The 16,435-nt window shown below is 64.9% G+C and carries 15 protein-coding genes and 1 pseudogene; 5 read left to right on the top strand and 11 right to left on the bottom strand.

Going from position 1 to position 16,435, the window contains the following annotated elements; genetic code table 11:
• Window positions 1-196 precede the first annotated feature (196 nt).
• Both QCE69_RS15245 and QCE69_RS15240 read right to left on the bottom strand, forming a co-directional pair.
• The gene (locus QCE69_RS15245) at window positions 197-499 is read right to left on the bottom strand and encodes an H-NS histone family protein (protein WP_309811155.1); all 303 of its coding nucleotides are present in this window, start codon (window positions 497-499) and stop codon (window positions 197-199) included.
• A gap of 364 nt (window positions 500-863) precedes the next feature.
• Window positions 864-1,529, bottom strand: coding sequence for a pyridoxamine 5'-phosphate oxidase family protein (locus tag QCE69_RS15240; protein ID WP_309931402.1), 666 nt, complete (start codon window positions 1,527-1,529; stop codon window positions 864-866).
• A 151-nt stretch (window positions 1,530-1,680) separates the two neighbouring features.
• Between QCE69_RS15240 and QCE69_RS15235 the strand changes: the two genes are divergently transcribed.
• Window positions 1,681-2,907 carry an MFS transporter gene (locus QCE69_RS15235; RefSeq protein ID WP_409021188.1) on the top strand — a complete coding sequence of 409 codons (1,227 nt, stop codon included), beginning with the start codon at window positions 1,681-1,683 and terminating at the stop codon, window positions 2,905-2,907.
• Between the two features lie 56 nt (window positions 2,908-2,963).
• Here QCE69_RS15235 and QCE69_RS15230 read toward each other — a convergent pair whose 3' ends face one another.
• Window positions 2,964-4,109, bottom strand: coding sequence for a branched-chain amino acid ABC transporter substrate-binding protein (locus QCE69_RS15230; protein ID WP_309919399.1), 1,146 nt, complete (start codon window positions 4,107-4,109; stop codon window positions 2,964-2,966).
• A 542-nt stretch (window positions 4,110-4,651) separates the two neighbouring features.
• Between QCE69_RS15230 and QCE69_RS15225 the strand changes: the two genes are divergently transcribed.
• Window positions 4,652-5,356: a dienelactone hydrolase family protein gene (locus QCE69_RS15225; protein ID WP_309919397.1), complete on the top strand. Its 705-nt coding sequence runs from the start codon at window positions 4,652-4,654 to the stop codon at window positions 5,354-5,356.
• A gap of 73 nt (window positions 5,357-5,429) precedes the next feature.
• On the opposite strand, the gene QCE69_RS15220 is transcribed toward QCE69_RS15225, so the two are convergent.
• Both QCE69_RS15220 and QCE69_RS15215 read right to left on the bottom strand, forming a co-directional pair.
• Complete coding sequence (locus QCE69_RS15220; RefSeq protein ID WP_309811135.1) at window positions 5,430-5,612, bottom strand: hypothetical protein; 183 nt, start codon at window positions 5,610-5,612, stop codon at window positions 5,430-5,432.
• 241 nt (window positions 5,613-5,853) lie between these two features.
• Complete coding sequence (locus QCE69_RS15215; RefSeq protein ID WP_309931400.1) at window positions 5,854-7,110, bottom strand: MFS transporter; 1,257 nt, start codon at window positions 7,108-7,110, stop codon at window positions 5,854-5,856.
• A 325-nt stretch (window positions 7,111-7,435) separates the two neighbouring features.
• Between QCE69_RS15215 and QCE69_RS15210 the strand changes: the two genes are divergently transcribed.
• From QCE69_RS15210 to QCE69_RS15200, 3 genes are all read left to right on the top strand, one after another.
• Entirely contained in the window at window positions 7,436-7,648 is a 213-nt protein-coding gene (locus QCE69_RS15210) for a hypothetical protein (RefSeq protein WP_309811131.1), read from the top strand.
• 60 nt (window positions 7,649-7,708) lie between these two features.
• The gene (locus QCE69_RS15205; RefSeq protein ID WP_309919393.1) at window positions 7,709-8,749 is read left to right on the top strand and encodes a serine/threonine protein kinase; all 1,041 of its coding nucleotides are present in this window, start codon (window positions 7,709-7,711) and stop codon (window positions 8,747-8,749) included.
• A 162-nt stretch (window positions 8,750-8,911) separates the two neighbouring features.
• Window positions 8,912-9,640 carry a PepSY-associated TM helix domain-containing protein gene (locus tag QCE69_RS15200; RefSeq protein ID WP_309919390.1) on the top strand — a complete coding sequence of 243 codons (729 nt, stop codon included), beginning with the start codon at window positions 8,912-8,914 and terminating at the stop codon, window positions 9,638-9,640.
• 34 nt (window positions 9,641-9,674) lie between these two features.
• Here the strand turns inward: QCE69_RS15200 and QCE69_RS15195 are convergent, their stop codons facing one another.
• The 6 genes and pseudogenes from QCE69_RS15195 to QCE69_RS15170 form a co-directional block, all read right to left on the bottom strand.
• Window positions 9,675-10,694 carry an XdhC family protein gene (locus QCE69_RS15195; RefSeq protein ID WP_309811122.1) on the bottom strand — a complete coding sequence of 340 codons (1,020 nt, stop codon included), beginning with the start codon at window positions 10,692-10,694 and terminating at the stop codon, window positions 9,675-9,677.
• Complete coding sequence (locus QCE69_RS15190) at window positions 10,667-11,230, bottom strand: carbon monoxide dehydrogenase subunit G (RefSeq protein WP_309919387.1); 564 nt, start codon at window positions 11,228-11,230, stop codon at window positions 10,667-10,669. The genes QCE69_RS15195 and QCE69_RS15190 overlap by 28 nt, the downstream gene beginning before the upstream one ends.
• The gene (locus tag QCE69_RS15185) at window positions 11,221-12,420 is read right to left on the bottom strand and encodes a VWA domain-containing protein (protein WP_309931398.1); all 1,200 of its coding nucleotides are present in this window, start codon (window positions 12,418-12,420) and stop codon (window positions 11,221-11,223) included. Before QCE69_RS15185 ends, QCE69_RS15190 begins: the two co-directional genes overlap by 10 nt.
• Window positions 12,417-13,310, bottom strand: a complete 894-nt coding sequence (locus QCE69_RS15180; RefSeq protein ID WP_309811114.1) for a MoxR family ATPase — start codon at window positions 13,308-13,310, stop codon at window positions 12,417-12,419. The genes QCE69_RS15185 and QCE69_RS15180 overlap by 4 nt, the downstream gene beginning before the upstream one ends.
• A 5-nt stretch (window positions 13,311-13,315) precedes the next feature.
• On the bottom strand, window positions 13,316-14,116 hold the full coding sequence (locus QCE69_RS15175; RefSeq protein WP_309919382.1) for a xanthine dehydrogenase family protein subunit M: 801 nt from the start codon (window positions 14,114-14,116) through the stop codon (window positions 13,316-13,318).
• Window positions 14,117-14,127: 11 nt separating this feature from the next.
• Window positions 14,128-16,335: pseudogene (locus tag QCE69_RS15170) on the bottom strand (xanthine dehydrogenase family protein molybdopterin-binding subunit); the annotation flags it as partial.
• Window positions 16,336-16,435: the final 100 nt, after the last annotated feature.

Raw genomic sequence — 16,435 nt, 5'->3', positions numbered from 1 at the left:
CTGCTTGTTCAGACGGTCACTTTAACGCGCCGCGCGCAAATAATGCCGGGTTCGCATCGTATGTTTGAAGCTGGCCTGCAAGAATTTCGGACAACTCTACTGCGGCATTCGTCGCCGCAACAAAACCTGCGCGACAAAAACAGAAAGGCCGTGTCCCTGCGGACGCGGCCTTTACCGACAATCTTGACGCAAAAAGTTACTTGCTGATCAGGAAGCTGTCGCGGTCCTGTCCGGCAATCCATTTCGGCGGCTTGCCGCGGCCAGACCACGTGCTGCCGCTTTCCGGGTCGCGATACTTCGGTGCGACGCCCGAACGGCTGCGCGATGCCTTTGACACCTTTGCACCCCGGCCGCCAGCGAGTTCCTGAAGCGTGATGCCGTAATCCGCCATTTTCTGCTTGATCTCATTAAGTACTTCGGCGTATTCGCGCGACTTTGCTTCTTCAATCTGGCGTTCAAGAGACTCGCGCTGTGCGAGCAGTTCCTTGTATGAAGGCATGGCAATTCCCTAAGTGGTTTGCTGATTTACGAATCGACTCGCTCGCTTGCAGTTTTCGGTATAGCCTCGGACTGGCACGCAGATTAACACAGTTCCGATTAACGCGGCACATGCGGTTTGCCGCTTAATAAACTTTTGCAGCTTTCTTCGTAAGATTTGCCGATAATTCCGAGCGCCGAAGCACTGTCCATTAAGCTTAAAAAGATGCAGCGCAAACAAAATACACGCGTCGTGCTGCCATCGCATGATAACAATCCGCCTGACACACCTCGAACGTTTCATGGAATGACAGCTTGGTGAGCTTCTCACTGGATTTTGTAATGTCCATGAGAAGCCTCCGGCTCTTTTACCATTCAGTGGGAATTCAGACGTTTCGCTCGAAACAATCGATAAGCGCAAGCTTCAGTTCATTCCTTGTTTCCTTGGGCTTATCGAATGTAAAACGATTGCGACAGTCTTCATGCTGCAAATCGCATCCGTAACGGTCAATCCCCATTAATCGGGTTCCGGCAGGCCGGCCGGGATAAGCGTCGAAATATTCACACAACGATGATTCGTCATCGTATGAAAGCGGCTCGAGCGGATCCAGCTGGTCCTCGCCGAGCCAGCCCATCGCGCCAAAGCCGCCGATATAACGCATCCGCGCCAGTTTCATCACCCAGAAAGAGAAGTCGCCCAATTCCAGATAACGCGCCGCTTGCGGGTGATAGCGCAGATAGCGTCGGGCGAGCCGGTCGCTCTCTTCCGGCGCCGCGGGCGAGAAAGCGCCGAGCATCGTCAGACGCTGTCCCTCCAGCACGTCGCCGTGTCCCGCGTGCGCGACCAGAAAGCCCGCCTGTGCATTGGCTTGCAGGTTGCGCGTGTGTTCGGCGAGACGGCTGATCAGCAGCATCGGCAGGTGCTTCGCGGTCAGTGCAAACGGCAGGGCGGTCGGATACGGAAAGCCCTCGGGTTCGCGCGAATGCGTGGCGAGCGTGCCTTCCGCGACGTGATGCAGCAAATGAAGCGGGGCTTGCGACGGAATATGCATTGAATCCTCGTACGGCTGCGATATGTCCACGCGATGGTAATGCAGCGCCCTCAAGCGTGTCTCCTGGCCGTTCGATAGAATCGAAAGCCTTCGCGCAAGCAGGCAAGCTGTCAGGTTGCCCTGCGTTGCGCCCTACTCCAGAAGCCCTCCCGTGTCAGATTCGACCACCGCCTCTTCCGCCGTCCGCGAAACCAGTCCGGCGCTCGCGCTGCATCGCAGCCTTCCCTACGCCACGCGCGTGCGCGCCCGCTACGCGACGATGGCCATCTTCTTCATCGCCGGCATGATGTACGCAACGTGGGGCGTCCACGTGCCGACGGTGCGCGACAGGTTCTCGCTCAGTCCCGGCATGCTGTCCCTCGCGCTGTTCGCGGTGGCAGGCGGCTCGATTTTCGCGATGCTCACCGCCGGCTCGTGGATCGCGCGCGCCGGCACGCGGACCGCGTGCATGACGGGCGGCGTCCTGATGATGGTCTGCGGCGCGCTGGTGCTCGTGACGCCGTGGTTTTGGCTGCTGCTGCTCGTGCTCGCCCTGTTCGGCTTCGGCATGGCCACGCTCGACGTCGCGATGAACGCCGAGGCCAGCGCGGTCGAAGAGGCGCTGGACCGGCCGATCATGTCGTCGCTGCACGGCATGTTCAGCATCGGCGGGATGGCGGGCGCGGCGGCGGGCGGCGCGCTGCTCGCCCACGGACTCGCGCCGGCGGCGCATTTCGCGCTGGCCTCGGGCGTGAGCCTGCTGGTGCTGCTCGTCTCGATCCCCGCCACGCTGCCGCACGTGCCGCATCACGATGAACACGCGAAGGCGTCGTCGTCGAAACGCTGGCGCTCGGGCGCGCTGTGGGCGCTCGGCGGCCTGGCGCTGATCGCGCTGATCGCCGAGGGCGCGATGTACGACTGGGCCACCGTCTACATGCGCGACGTGGTGCAGGCGACGCCCTCGGTATCGAGCGCCGCCTACGCCGCCTTCTCGGGCGGCATGGCGGCGGGCCGCTTCGGCGGCGACGCGGTGCGCGCGCGCTTCGGTGCGCCGCAACTGATCTTCGGCAGCGCGGGGCTCGCGTTCGTCGGCATGGTGATGGCGCTCGTGTTACCGAACACCGTCTTCACGATGACCGGCTTCACGCTGATGGGACTCGGTCTCGCGAACATGATGCCGGTGCTGTTCGCGGCGGCGGCGCGCGTCGAAGGCGTGACGCCCGCCGAAGGACTCGCGCAGGTCGCGGGTCTCGCTTATTTTGGGCTGTTGCTCGGGCCGGTGCTGATCGGCGGCGTTGCACAGGTCACCAGTCTGCCCATCGGCCTGTGCGTGGTCGCCGCCTGCTGCGCGATCATCACGCTGATCGGACCGAAGATCCTCAGACGGCTGAAGATATAAAAAACGCGCGGCCCTTGCGGCGCCGCGCGTTTCTCAGGACCGAAGTCCCGTGTGACTTACATCTTGACGACGTCGAGCAGGGTCTTCTTGCCCTTCTTGTAGTCGTACAGCGAGATCACGCCGTGCTTCAGGTCGCCCTTCGAATCGAAGCTCGTCTGACCGATCACGCCCTTGTAGTCCGTGTTCGGCATCGCAGCGAGGATCTTCGCCGGATCGGTCGAGTTCGCGCGCTTCATCGCGTCGACGATGATGTACACCGCGTCATACGTGAACGGCGCGTAGATCTGGATCGGCTGGCCGAAACGCTTCTGGAACTTGGCCGCGAATGCCGCGCCGCCGTCCATCTTTTCCAGCGCCATGCCGGCTTCCGAGCACACGACGTTGTCGGTCGCGTCGCCGGCGAGGTCAGCCAGCTTCTCGGTGCAGACGCCGTCGCCGGCCAGAACCTTCGCGCGCAGGCCGAGCTGCTTGGCTTGCTTCGCGAACGGGCCGCCGGTTGCGTCCATGCCGCCGTACATCACGGCGTCGGGGTTTTCGCCCTTGATCTTCGTCAGAATCGCGCGGAAGTCGACAGCCTTGTCGTTCGTCGCGTCATGCGAGATCACCTTCAGGCCGAGCGACTTGGCCGTCTTCTCGAACTCGTTCGCGAGACCCTGGCCGTAAGCGGTCGAGTCGTCGACGACGGCAACCGTCTTCACCTTCAGGTTCTTCGCCGCGTAGTTGGCGAGCGCCGGGCCCTGTTGCGCATCGGTCGCGACGACGCGGTACGTCGTCTTGAAGCCTTGCTGCGTGTAGGCCGGGTTCGTTGCCGACGGGGAAATCTGCACGATGCCCGCATCGCTGTAGATCTTCGACGCCGGGATCGAGGTGCCGGAGTTCAGGTGGCCGACGACGGCCACGACCTTGTCATCGACGAGCTTCTGCGCAACCTGCGTAGCGGTACGCGGGTCAGCGGCGTCGTCTTGCGGGTCCAGTTGCAGCGTGATCTTTTCACCGCCGATCGTGAGACCCTTTGCGTTGATCTCTTCGACTGCCAGCCGCGCGCCGTTTTCGTTGTCCTTGCCCAGGTGAGCAATGCCGCCGGTCAGCGGAGCGACGTGACCGATCTTGACGACCTGGTCGGCTGCTGCGGTCGTTGCCAGCGTGGCGAACAAAACAGCCGCGGCGCTGATCGGCAACAGTTTGTGAAGCTTGGTGTTCATGTAAGTCTCCAGTTTCGGTCCCAAAAACAACGTAATCGCCCTGTGCCCCGTCTTTCATCTCGATCGCTCAGTCCCGTGGACGACCACGCCGGATGCATCGTCATGCACTTGGCAAGTCCTTCCGGCGGGCCGTTCGTGGCGGCCGCCATCCGCACTGCGCGCAAGTGTAGGGTTGTCAAATTAATTTAGGGAAGTTTTTTAGGATACTGGTGTCACTACCGATTAACGGCCAGTTGTGAGCGCCGTCGGTTTGTGCTGGCGTTTGCGCGAAGACGCCCTGTTCATGCGGGTTTCCGCGACATCGGCTCACAGTCTTTTGAGCGTCATTCAAGTTTCATCACACGACGCCGATAATCTCCGGCCGTCAGATCATTAGCCCGGTTTTAAAGCCCCGCTTTTAGCCGGCGATTAGGCTCGCCGCTCTAAAAATGCTTCACGTGGTCAAGCATCGTGCCAGGCAGCGCCGAACCGGCACAGGGCGGCTGAAAGGGAAAGCTGGCACACTCACCCGCCTCGGCATCTCACACACAAGGAGCTTCGACGTGACCGTACCCGTGACATCCCGCTGGATCGACATTCCCGCCGATGGCGGCAGCTTCCAAGGCTATCTCGCCCTGCCCAAGACGGGCAGCGGACCGGCCGTCATCATCCTGCAAGAGATCTTCGGGGTGAATGGCCACATCCGCAGCGTCGCGGATCAATATGCGGCCGATGGCTATGTCGCACTCGCACCGGACGTCTTCTGGCGCACGCAGCCGCGCGTCGAGCTGGGCTACGAAGGCGCGGATCGCGAGAAGGCGATGGAACTGCTGCAGAAGACCAAGGTGGAAGCCGCGGTCGCCGACGTCGGCGCAGCGGCCAAGGCGCTGCGCGCATTGCCGGAAGTGACGGGCAAGGTGGCGGCGATCGGTTACTGCTTCGGCGGCCGGTTGGCCTATCTGGCGGCGGCGCAGGGATCGTTGGATCTGGCAGTGGCGTATTACGGCGGCGGCATTCAGAACGCGCTCGATCAGGCCGACCAGGTCAAGGTGCCGATGCAGTTCCACTACGGCGAACTCGACGCTCACATCCCGGCGGACGCGGTGGATGCCGTGCGGCAGAAGTTTGCCGCACGCAAGGATTCGGAACTGTATGTGTATCCGCAAGCCGATCACGGCTTCAACTGCGGCGATCGCGCTTCGTACAATGCGAAGGCATCGGCGCTCGCGCACGGACGCACGCTGACCTTCCTCGGCGAACACCTGTAAGCACTCGACGGCGCGCGCACGAAAACGCGCGCCGGTCAGGCGTGGAACAGCCTGCGGGACTGCCGGGCCGGCGCTAGATCAGCGCAGGCAGTCCTTCGACCAGCAGGAACGCGGCGAGCACGCCGAGCAGCGCACCGCACACGCGCAAGGTGTTGTTCTTGAAATGCGTTGCGCAGGGAATGGCCCCGAGGAACAGGGCGCCGGCGAGCGCCATCGGAATGATCAAGATGAAGTCGCCGATCGTGAAATACGTCATGGTGCGTCTCCCTTCGTCCAGCTTGTACCTGGGTTGTCGCGCGCTGAAGTTCTGTTCTGTGCGTCGACATTTCGAGTATAGGCGGCGCCTCGAAGGGCGTCGGGCCTTCTTCGTTCGGCGAGAGACAAGCGCAATCGTAAAACCCTTGCGCGACAAGGGCTTGCAGTCAATTTTTTTAAGCGCCCGCGTAAAAACCCTTACTTTCTTCGTATTTCAACTGGCTTTCTGATTGACGCATGGCCTATCGCGCGGGTGCAGTTCCGATCTTCCGCTCCCTGCGATCGAGATACACCGCAGCCGCCAGCCCAACCAGCAGCAGCGCGCCGATGAGTCCGGCCACGCCCGGCCAGCCCAACGCGGTCCAGAAGTGGCCGCCATATGAGCCGATCACGCTCGAGCCGATGTAATACGCGAGCAGATAGAGCGCCGCCGCCTGACCTTTCGCCTGCGCGGCGAGCCGTCCGACCCAGCCGCTCGCCACCGAATGGCCGGCGAAGAAACCGAACGTCAGGCAGGCGATGCCCGCGATGATCACCGGCAGCGACATCGACAGGGTCAGCGCGATGCCGAGCATCATCAGCAGAAGACTGGCGATCAGCACACGGCCGCGCCCGAAGGCATCGGCCAGCTTGCCGGAACTGGGCGAAGCGATGACTCCCGTCAGATAGACGGTGAAGATCGCGCCGATCTGGGTCTGGTTCAGGCGGAACGGCGCGCCGAGCAGGCGATAGCCGACGTAGTTATACAGCGTGACGAAGCTGCCCATCATGACGAAGCCCAGCAGGAACAGGAACGGCAGGCCGCGATGGCGCACGTGTCCGGCCAGCGAGCGTCGATGCTGCGTAAAACCGACGCCGCGCCGGGGCTGAAAGCGTTGCGACGGCGGCAGCAGCGCGCGAAAGATCAGCATGGCGAGCAGTCCTAGCACCCCGATTCCGCCGATCGCCACGCGCCAGCCGAACAGGTCCGCCAGCACGCCGCTGATCACGCGCCCGGCCATGCCGCCGATGGCCGTTCCGCCAACATAAAGTCCCATCGCGAGGCCGAGACCCTTCGGATGCACTTCCTCGGCGAGATAGGCCATTGCGACGGCGGGCACGCCGCCGAGCGCAAAACCGGCCAATGCGCGCACGATGAGCAGCGCGTGCCAGTCCGGCAGCACGGCCGCGAGCACGGTCAACACCGACGACGCCAGCAGCGAAAGCGTCATCAGCCGATGACGGCTCCAGCTTTCAGAGACGAATCCCGCGATGAAGATCGCGATCGCCAGGGCGGCCGTGCTGACCGACACCGCCAGCGCGCTGACTGCCGGGCTGACGCCGAACGCCTTCGTGAACTCCGGAAGCAGCGGCTGCACGCAATACAGCAGCGAAAAGGTGGCGTAGCCGGCGAACAGCAGCGCGAGCGACGCCCGCCAGTAGGCCCGCGAGCCGCGTTCGAGATACGGGGGCTCATCGACATCGCCTTCCGGAGTTTGCCCGGCCGAAGCAGCGCTCATTTTTTAAGTATTCTCTGACAAACCTTCAACGATACGCCGCGCCGAGGGTTTTGCCTAATGCGCGGAACGGTTTGGCGGAAGATCAGCGAGTAATTACTTCCAACCGTCTGCGCTCGACAACATAAGACGGCAATTGGCGTCGCGTCGGCGCGCCGCGATGCGCTAAAGTAAGCGCACAATCGTTCATGATCGCCGCGCGCCGACCCCCTTCGCGCAAGGCTGACGCAGCGAAAGTGTGGTGCACGAGCCGTCAGAAGCCTGTGCTTGTTGCGATATTTTTTGACCGGCGCATCATCCTCAGCCGGCGTTGAAACGGGGATTCATCATGCAAATCGGTTCGATTGTCCGCTCAGTGCATATCGCCGTGCCTCAGGGCGCGCGCGGCATCGTCATGCGCATCCTCGGCGACATGGCCATGGTCGCCTGGTACGCAGGCGAGCCCGGCGTCACCCAGCTCCTCAACACGGAGCCGTTCTTCCTTGAAGACCTGATCGACACCGGCGACATCGTGCGGCCGGCGAACACCGTCGTTCACTGAGTCTCGCTGAAAACCCGCCGTGCTGATGCCGTCCGCGCGCCGGCGCGGCACAATGCCGGGATGAACCCGATCGATCCCGACTCCCACGGCGCGCCCGTTCCCCGCGATGGCGACGCGCCCCCCTTCGCCGGCCTCACGCCCGAGCGCGTGCTCGATGCACTCGACAGCGTCCTGATTCCCGCAGGCACGCGTACCGACGGCCGCCTGCTGCCCCTGAACAGCTACGAGAACCGCGTCTATCAAGTGGGCGTGGAGGACGGCCCGCCGGTTATCGCGAAGTTTTATCGGCCGGAACGCTGGTCGGACGGCGCGATCCTCGAAGAGCACGCGTTCGTCGCGAGCCTCGTCGCACGCGAGATTCCGGCCGTGCCCGCGCGCGTGCTCGAAGGCGCCACGCTGCACGCGTTCGGCGGCTTCCGCTTTTCCGTGTTCGAGCGGCGCGGCGGACGCGCGCCCGATCTCGATCGCACCGATACGCTCGAGTGGCTCGGGCGCTTCATCGGGCGGATTCACGCGGTGGGCGCAATCGAGCCGTATCGCGAACGTCCGACGCTCGACATCACCACCTTCGGCTACGAACCACGCGACTATCTGCTCGCGCACGACTTCGTGCCCGCCGACGTGCGCGAGGCATGGGAAACGGTCGTCGCGATGGCGCTCGAAGGCGTCGCGCACTGCTTCGAGCGGGCGGGCGACGTACAGCATCTGCGCCTGCACGGCGACTGTCATCCGAGCAACGTGCTGTGGACCGATTGCGGCCCGCATTTCGTCGATTTCGACGACAGCCGCATGGGCCCCGCCATCCAGGATCTGTGGCTGCTGCTGCCGGCGGGCCGCGCGGACGCCTCGCGGGCGCTGACGGACCTGCTCGCCGGCTACGAGGACTTCTGCGAGTTCAATCCACGCGAATTGCATCTGATCGAAGCCCTGCGCACGCTGCGCCTGATCCACTATTCGGCGTGGCTCGCGCGCCGCTGGAACGATCCGGCCTTCCCTGCCGCGTTTCCGTGGTTCAACACGCAGCGCTATTGGGAGGAGCGCATCCTCGAATTGCGGGAGCAGGTCGGCGCCATGCAGGAAGGGCCGCTCTGGCCCGTCTGAAATCTTTCGTGACACCCCGGGCGTTTTAAACAATCACAAACGATTGCAAAGCCTTTTAGCGCGTGTAACGATAACGATTCTCATCTTCCCGCCTCCTGTCGATCGCCGTTCTTGCGATCGGGGGCGGGCTTGTGCATCCGTTTCGAAATCCTGGAGAGACGCTTGAACGCGCCCGACACCCTCAATCCGCAGCCGCCTGCAGCGAGCGGCCCGGCCCACTATCGTCCGCATGGCCGTCTGATCGACGACGCCGAGCAGTTCGTGCGCAAGAACCGCTCGCGCCGCTCAACTTTTCTCAAATGGCTGCGCAAGGTGCATGGCTGGATTGGTCTGTGGGGTGCGCTGCTCGGTCTCCTGTTCGGCGTGACGGGCTTTCTGCTGAATCATCGCGCGCCGCCACTGCGCATCTCGACGGGCGAGCCGCAGGTGTCGCAGCTGCAAATGCCGTTGCCGGCGGAAGGCTTCAAGACGCCGCGCGACATGGGCGCCTGGCTCAAGCGCGAACTGAAGCTCGACGGCAATCTCGGCCGCACGCGCCGCGAACCGTCGCATGCCGTGGGCTGGGGCGACAAGAGCACGATGCAGCCGGAACAGTGGTCGGTGATGGTGGCTTCGCCGGGCGGCAACGTGATGGCCGAATACTGGGTGGGCAACAACTTCGTTTCGGTGAAGCGCACCGACAACACCTTCCTCGCGATGATGACCAACCTGCACAAGGGCGTGGGCCTGAGCGTCGGCTGGATCCTGCTCATCGATACCTTCGCGGGCAGCATCGTGCTGCTGTCGCTGACGGGCGTGCTGCTCTGGACCGAACTCAACAAGAAGCGCACGGCAGGCGCGGTGATCGTGGCGGCTTCGCTGATTGCGGCGATCGTCTGCGGGCTGATCTGAGCGCTCCGTCACGCGATGAGCGTTCTCACGACGCTCACACGCCGCACACCTCTCCTTTGCCCGCCACTTCACGCGCCGCCTTTGCGCCTTCCACCTGCAGCAGTTCCGGCAGCGAGACGCCGTTCTTGGCAGCGGTGACTTCGGCGAGTATCGATACCGCGATCTCCGGCGGCGTCCTGCTGCCGATATAAATGCCTACGGGCCCATGCAGCCGGGCCAGTTCGGCTTCGCTGAGATCGAACTCCTTCAGCCGTTCGCGCCGCGCCGCGTTATTGCGCCGCGATCCCAGCGCGCCGACATAGAACGCCGGCGTCTTCAGCGCTTCCATCAGCGCGAGGTCGTCGAGCTTCGGATCGTGCGTCAGCGCGATCACCGCGCAGCGTTCGTCGAGCTGCATCTCCATGACGGTGTCGTCGGGCATGGTGCGGACGATCGTCGTGCCCGGCACGTTCCACTCTTCCGTGTATTCCTCGCGCGGGTCGCACACGGTCACCTGATAATCCAGCCCTACGGCGATGCTGCACAGATAACGCGACAACTGCCCCGCGCCGATCACCAGCATCCGGTAACGCGGGCCGTGGATCGTCAGCAGTTGCTGGTCGTCGAAGAGGACGCCATCGGTGGCCTGGGCCGGTTCGAGACGCGCGGCGCCGGTTGCCATGTCGAGCGTGCGCGCCACCAGCCTGCCGCTTTCCACGGCCGCACACAGCTCCGCGATGCCGCTCGCGCGCGTGAGCGGCTCCAGCACGAGCTGGATGGTGCCGCCGCACGGCAAGCCGAAGCGATGCGCCTCTTCGGCGCTGATGCCGTATTTCACCGCCTCGGGCGCGGTCTGCTCGATGCCCCGCTGCCGCACCCGCTCGATCAGATCATCCTCGATACACCCGCCCGATACCGAACCGACCACGTGTCCATCGCCGCGCACGGCAAGCATCGCGCCTTCGGGCCGTGGCGACGAGCCCCATGTTTTGACGACCGTGACGAGCAGTGCGCGATGGCCTTCTTCGAGCCATCGCGCGCTGTTCTTCAGGACTTCGAGATCCACGCTGTCCATGATTTCTTTCCCTTTTGCTGCACGTCCTGTTCTTCGGGCGCATCCGGCGCCTCGCCGCTGCCCTCGGCTGCGGCATCCTGCGGCGCCTGACCGCCCTGAAGCTGCGCGCCGAAGCGCTTGAAAAATTCTGCCGCAATTTTGCGCGCCGCGCCGTCGACCAGACGCGAGCCGATCTGCGCCAGCTTGCCGCCCACCTGCGCGGTGGCCGAATAGCTGAGCTTGGTCGAATCGGCTTCGTCGCCGGGTTCGAGATGCACCGTCGCGCTGCCCTTGCTGAAACCCGCCGCGCCGCCCTGCCCTTCGAACACGATCGTATAGGTACGAGGCGCGTCGATGTTCGTCAGCTCCATTTTGCCCTTGAAACGCGCCTTCACCGGACCGACCGCCGCCGTCATCGCAACGGCGTAGGTGTTTTCGCCGTCGGCTTCGATGCTGTCGCAGCCCGGAATGCAGGCTTTCAGGATCGACGTGTCGTTCAGCGCTTCCCACGCGCGTTCCTGCGTGACGGGCAAGATGTGCGTTTCGGTCAGTTCCATCGCGGGCCTCCGGAGGGCGGATGTTGCGACAAGGCAGCAAGCTCGCGTCCGACGGCCGCGAGACTGTCGAGGTTATGCGCCGCGAGCATCGCATCGACGTGCGGCAGGATCGCGCGCGCACCCCGCGCGCGCGGCGTGAAACCGGCGTAGCGCAGCAGCGGATTGAGCCACACGAGCCGATGTGCGAAGCGCCTGAGCCGGTGCATCTCGGCATCGAGCACGTCGATGGCTTCATGATCGAGGCCATCGGTCACGAGCAGCACCGTTGCGCGTCCCGCCAGCACGCGGCGCGCCCAGCGCCGGTTGAACTCCGCGAGCGCCGCGCCGATGCGCGTACCGCCCGACCAGTCCGCGACGCTCTGGCCGAGCGCCGCAATCGCGATATCGGGATCGCGTTCGCGCAACGCGCGCGTGGCGTGAGTCAGGCGCGTGCCGAACAGGAAGACCTGTAGCCGTTCACGCGACTGCACGAGCGCGTGGCAGAAATACAGCACCGCGCGCGAATAGGCGCTCATCGAGCCCGAGATATCGAGCAGCAGCACCAGCGGAGGCCGGCGCTCGACGACCGCGCGATACTTCCACACGGTCCAGTCGCCGCCTGAACGCACGGCATGCCGCGCGCTCGCTTTGAGGTCGGCGTGCGTGCCGCGCGACGCAGCCTTGAGCCTGCGGGTCGGCTCGGTCGCGAGCGGAATGCGGTGCGCGCGAATCTGATGCCGCAGTGTGCGCCATTCGTCGGCGCTGAGCGTGTCGAAGTCGCGGTGACTCAGGCGCTCCTGCGCGCTGAACGTGATGCGCGCATGCGCCTGCTCCGGCTGCGCGTCGGCAGGCGGCGGCTGCGGGGTCTGCACTGGCGCGGCGCGCGCCGCCAGCGCATCGGCGAGACGGTTGTTGCGCTTCGGCGGCGGCATGCCGTTCGTCACCTTCGGCAACAGCAGCGCGCGCAGCTTGCCTTCCCAGTCGGGATCGCGCCAGAACAGATCGAAGGCTGCGTCGAAGATCTCGCGCTCGTCGCTCGCGTGCACCAGCAGACAGGCGAGCGTCGCGCGGACATCGTCGCGCCGGCCGAGATCCACATGGCGCAATGCGTCGATTGCATCGACGGCCTGCGCAGGCGACATGCCGAGCCCCGCGCCGCGCAGCAGCCTCACGAAATGCACGACATTGCGCGCGAACGGTCCCAGCGTCATGGCGCCGCCGCGAGACAGCGCGCGAGCGTATCGGCGTCCATGCGCGCGAGATCGTCCTGGTACTTGAGCAGCACGCCCAGCGTGTCCTGCACCGATTGCGGATCGAGCTCCGACACCGACAACGCCGCCAGCGCGCGGCACCAGTCGATCGTCTCCGCCACGCCCGGCGCCTTGAACAGGTCCAGCGTGCGCAGCGCGTGGACAAAGGCGACAGCGCGCGCCTGCAAGTCTTGCCCCGCTTCAGGCGCGCGCGCCGCGACGATCGCCAGTTCCACGTCACGCGCCGGATAGCCGATCCACTGATACAGGCAGCGGCGCTTCAGCGCATCGTGGACTTCGCGCGTGCGGTTCGACGTCATCACGACGAGCGGCGGCCGGGCGGCGCGTACGGTGCCGTACTCGGGAATCGACACCTGGAAGTCCGACAGCAGTTCCAGCAAAAAGGCCTCGAACGGTTCATCGGCGCGGTCGATTTCATCGATCAGCAGCACGCGGCGGGCTTCCGGATGCGCGGCATCGGGCAGCAAGGCCTGCAGCAGCGGACGCTTGAGCAGAAACTCGCCGCGATACAGCGATTCGTTCGACGGCGTCTCGCCCGCCGCTTCCGCCAGCCGCAGCGCCATGATCTGCCGCGGATAGTCCCATTCGTACAGCGCGCTCGCGGTGTCGAGTCCTTCGTAGCATTGCAGCCGCAGCAGCGTCGTGCCGCATACGCCGGCCGCCGCCTTCGCGAGCTCGGTCTTGCCGACGCCCGGCTCGCCTTCGAGAAACAGCGGGCGCTGCAGCTTCAGCGCGAGAAAGAGCGCCGTCGCGAGTTCGCGGGTCGCGAAGTACTGCTGCTCGCGCAGGCGCGCGAGCGTTTCGTCGATGGAAGCGGGGTCGTCCTGCATCGCGGCTAGAAGGACAGCGCACGTTCCACCGCGCGGCCCGCGAGCACCGGTATCAGGTGCGCGCGGTATGCGGCGCTGGCGTGCATGTCGGCGTTGAGTTGATCCGGCGCGATGGTCACGCCGCGCGCCGACGCCACCGAAAAGTCCCTCGACAACGCCGCCTCCAGCTCGGCGGACCGGAACACCGACGGCGCCGCGCCGGTCACGCCGACGCGCACGCCATCCTTGAACTTCGCGACGAACACGCCGACCAGCGCGAAGTGCGACGCGGGATTGCGAAACTTCTCATACGCCGCGCGCTCGGCCAGCGGAAACTCGACCGCGGTGATGAGTTCATCGGGTTCGAGCGCGGTCTGATACATGTCGATGAAAAAGTCGTCGGCGGCGATGCGCCTGCGGTCCGTCACGACGGTCGCGTTCAGCGCGAGCACGGCGGACGGATAGCACGCGGCGGGATCGTCGTTGGCGAGCGAGCCGCCGATGGTCCCGCGTTCGCGCACCTGGCGGTCGCCGATCCGGCCCGCGAGATCCGCGAGGCCCGGCAATGCCTGCTGCACGTCGGGGTTCGCCGCCACGGCGGCATGGCACACGGCGCCGCCGATGGTGAGCGTGCCGCCATTCAACGTGACGGCTTTCATCGACGCGATGCGCGTCACGTCGATCAACGCCGACGGCTGTGCGAGACGCAGGCGCATGGTCGGCAGCAGGCTCTGGCCGCCGGCGAGGAACTTGGCCTCGTCGTTTGAGGAAAGCGCCGCGACGGCTGCCTGCGCTTCGCCCGGCCGTTGATAGTCGAATGAGTACATGGCCGGTCTCCTTATGCGGGTTGGGCGGCGTGCATCGCGGTCCAGACGCGGTGCGGCGTCGCGGGCATCTGCAAGTCCTTCACGCCGAGCGGCGCGAGCGCGTCGAGAATCGCGTTGATGACGGCGGGCGGCGAGCCGATCGCCCCCGCTTCGCCGCAGCCCTTCACGCCGAGCGGATTGTGCGTGCACGGCGTGCCTTTCGCGGTCTCCACGGTGAAGTTCGGCAGATCCACGGCGTGCGGCATCGCGTAGTCCATGAACGAGCCGGACAGCAACTGGCCGGTGCTGTCGTCATACACGCAGCGTTCGAGCATCGCCTGCCCGATGCCCTGTCCCAGCCCGCCGTGCACCTGGCCTTCGACGATCATCGGATTGATCACGTTGCCGAAGTCGTCGACGGCGGTGAACTTCTGGATGCGCGTCTCGCCCGTGTCCTGGTCCACTTCCACTTCGCACACGTAGGCGCCGGACGGATAGGTGAAGTTGGTCGGATCGTAGAACGCGTTCTCGTTGAGGCCTGGCTCCATCTGGTCGAGCGGGAAGTTGTGCGGCACGTAGGCGGCCAGCGAGACATCGACGAAGGTCTTGGTGCGGTCCGTGCCCGCGACCCGGAACACGCCGTTCTGGAACTCGATGTCCTCCACCGCCGCTTCCAGCAGATGCGCGGCGATCTTCTTCGCCTTCGACTCGACCTTGTCGAGCGCCTTCATGATCGCCGAGCCGCCGACCGAGATCGAGCGCGACCCGTACGTGCCCATGCCGAAGGGAATGCGTCCGGTATCGCCGTGGATGACCTCGACGTTTTCGATCGCGATGCCGAGCCGGTCCGCGACCACTTGCGCGAAGGTGGTTTCGTGGCCTTGGCCGTGACTGTGCGAGCCGGTGAAGACGGTGACCGAGCCGGTCGGATGCACGCGCACTTCGCCTGCTTCGAAGAGACCGGCGCGCGCGCCCAGTGCGCCCGCCACGTTCGACGGCGCCAGTCCGCACGCCTCGATGTAGCACGAATAACCGATGCCGCGCAGCTTGCCGTTTTGCTTCGATTCCTCGCGCCGCGCCGCGAAACCTTTCACGTCGGCGAGTTCCAGCGCGCGATCGAGGCAGGCGTCGTAATCGCCGGTGTCGTAGGTCAGGCCGACCGGCGTCGCATACGGAAACTCGCGGATGAAGTTGCGGCGCCGCAGTTCCACCGGGTCGATGTTCAGCTCGCGCGCCGCCGTTTCCACCAGCCGCTCGACCACATACGTCGCTTCCGGCCGGCCCGCGCCGCGATACGCATCCACCGGCACGGTGTTCGTGAACACGGCTTTCACTTCGGCGTAGATGGCGGGCGTCGTGTACTGGCCGGCGAGCAGCGTCGCGTAGAGCACGGTCGGGATCGACGAGGCGAAGGTCGACAGATACGCGCCCATGTTCGCCGTCGTATGCACGCGCATGCCGATGAACTTGCCGTCCCCGTCGATGGCCAGTTCCGCCTTCGTGACGTGGTCGCGGCCGTGCGCGTCGGAGAGAAAGGCTTCGGAACGTTCCGCTGTCCACTTGACCGGCCGCCCGACTTTCCGGGATGCCCACGTCAGCGCGACATCTTCCGGATACAGGAAGATCTTCGAGCCGAAGCCCCCGCCGACGTCCGGCGCGATCACGCGCAGTTTCGACTCCGGCAGTTGCAGTACGAACGCCGCCATCAGCAGACGTTCCACGTGCGGGTTCTGGTTCGCGACGTAGACCGTGTAGCTCTCGTCGTGCTTCGAGTAGCTCGCGTTGACGGCGCGCGGTTCGATGGCATTCGGCACGAGACGCTGATTGACGATATCGAGCGTCGTCACGTGCGCGGCCTGGGCGAAGGCGGCGTCGGTCCGGGCCTTGTCGCCGTGGCCCCAGTTGTAGCAGATGTTATTCGGCACGCTGTCGTGTACCAGCGGCTGGCCGGCGTCGGATGCGCTGCCGGTATTGACCGTAGCGGGCAGCTCGTCGTAATCCACCTCGATCAGTTCGAGCGCGTCCTTCGCCTCCTTGACCGTCTCCGCGATCACCAGCGCCACCTGATCGCCCACATGCAGCACCTTGTCGTGGGCGATGACCGGGTGCGGGGGTTCGTGCATCGGTGAGCCGTCGGTGCTGTGGATCAGCCAGCCGCACGGCAGGCCGCCGACGTTCTCGCCCGCCAGATCCCGGCCCGTGAAGATGCCGATCACGCCCGGCGACGCCTTCGCCGCCTCAATAGTCGGACCTGCAAAATTGGGTTTTGTTCGTGGACGCCTCGGGGCATTCATCAGGTGGCCTTGTACTTTTCGAACTCAGGCAGTTGTAGGAGGTGCG

Origin of the sequence: Caballeronia sp. LZ032 (assembly GCF_031451315.1) — a bacterium.
In the GTDB taxonomy this organism is placed as follows: domain Bacteria; phylum Pseudomonadota; class Gammaproteobacteria; order Burkholderiales; family Burkholderiaceae; genus Caballeronia.
Note: the sequence above shows the minus strand (reverse complement) of the source record. Positions and strands in the feature narration are given on the sequence as shown.

Coding starts and splice junctions, on each gene's coding strand:
- QCE69_RS15180 (WP_309811114.1), bottom strand. CDS start 13,310: ATGCAGGACGACCCCGCTTCCATCGACGAAACGCTCGCGCGCCTGCGC.
- QCE69_RS15195 (WP_309811122.1), bottom strand. CDS start 10,694: ATGGACAGCGTGGATCTCGAAGTCCTGAAGAACAGCGCGCGATGGCTC.
- QCE69_RS15220 (WP_309811135.1), bottom strand. CDS start 5,612: ATGACGTATTTCACGATCGGCGACTTCATCTTGATCATTCCGATGGCG.
- QCE69_RS15215 (WP_309931400.1), bottom strand. CDS start 7,110: ATGAGCGCTGCTTCGGCCGGGCAAACTCCGGAAGGCGATGTCGATGAG.
- QCE69_RS15245 (WP_309811155.1), bottom strand. CDS start 499: ATGCCTTCATACAAGGAACTGCTCGCACAGCGCGAGTCTCTTGAACGC.
- QCE69_RS15190 (WP_309919387.1), bottom strand. CDS start 11,230: ATGGAACTGACCGAAACGCACATCTTGCCCGTCACGCAGGAACGCGCG.
- QCE69_RS15175 (WP_309919382.1), bottom strand. CDS start 14,116: ATGTACTCATTCGACTATCAACGGCCGGGCGAAGCGCAGGCAGCCGTC.
- QCE69_RS15185 (WP_309931398.1), bottom strand. CDS start 12,420: ATGACGCTGGGACCGTTCGCGCGCAATGTCGTGCATTTCGTGAGGCTG.
- QCE69_RS15205 (WP_309919393.1), top strand. CDS start 7,709: ATGAACCCGATCGATCCCGACTCCCACGGCGCGCCCGTTCCCCGCGAT.
- QCE69_RS15240 (WP_309931402.1), bottom strand. CDS start 1,529: ATGCATATTCCGTCGCAAGCCCCGCTTCATTTGCTGCATCACGTCGCG.
- QCE69_RS15230 (WP_309919399.1), bottom strand. CDS start 4,109: ATGAACACCAAGCTTCACAAACTGTTGCCGATCAGCGCCGCGGCTGTT.
- QCE69_RS15210 (WP_309811131.1), top strand. CDS start 7,436: ATGCAAATCGGTTCGATTGTCCGCTCAGTGCATATCGCCGTGCCTCAG.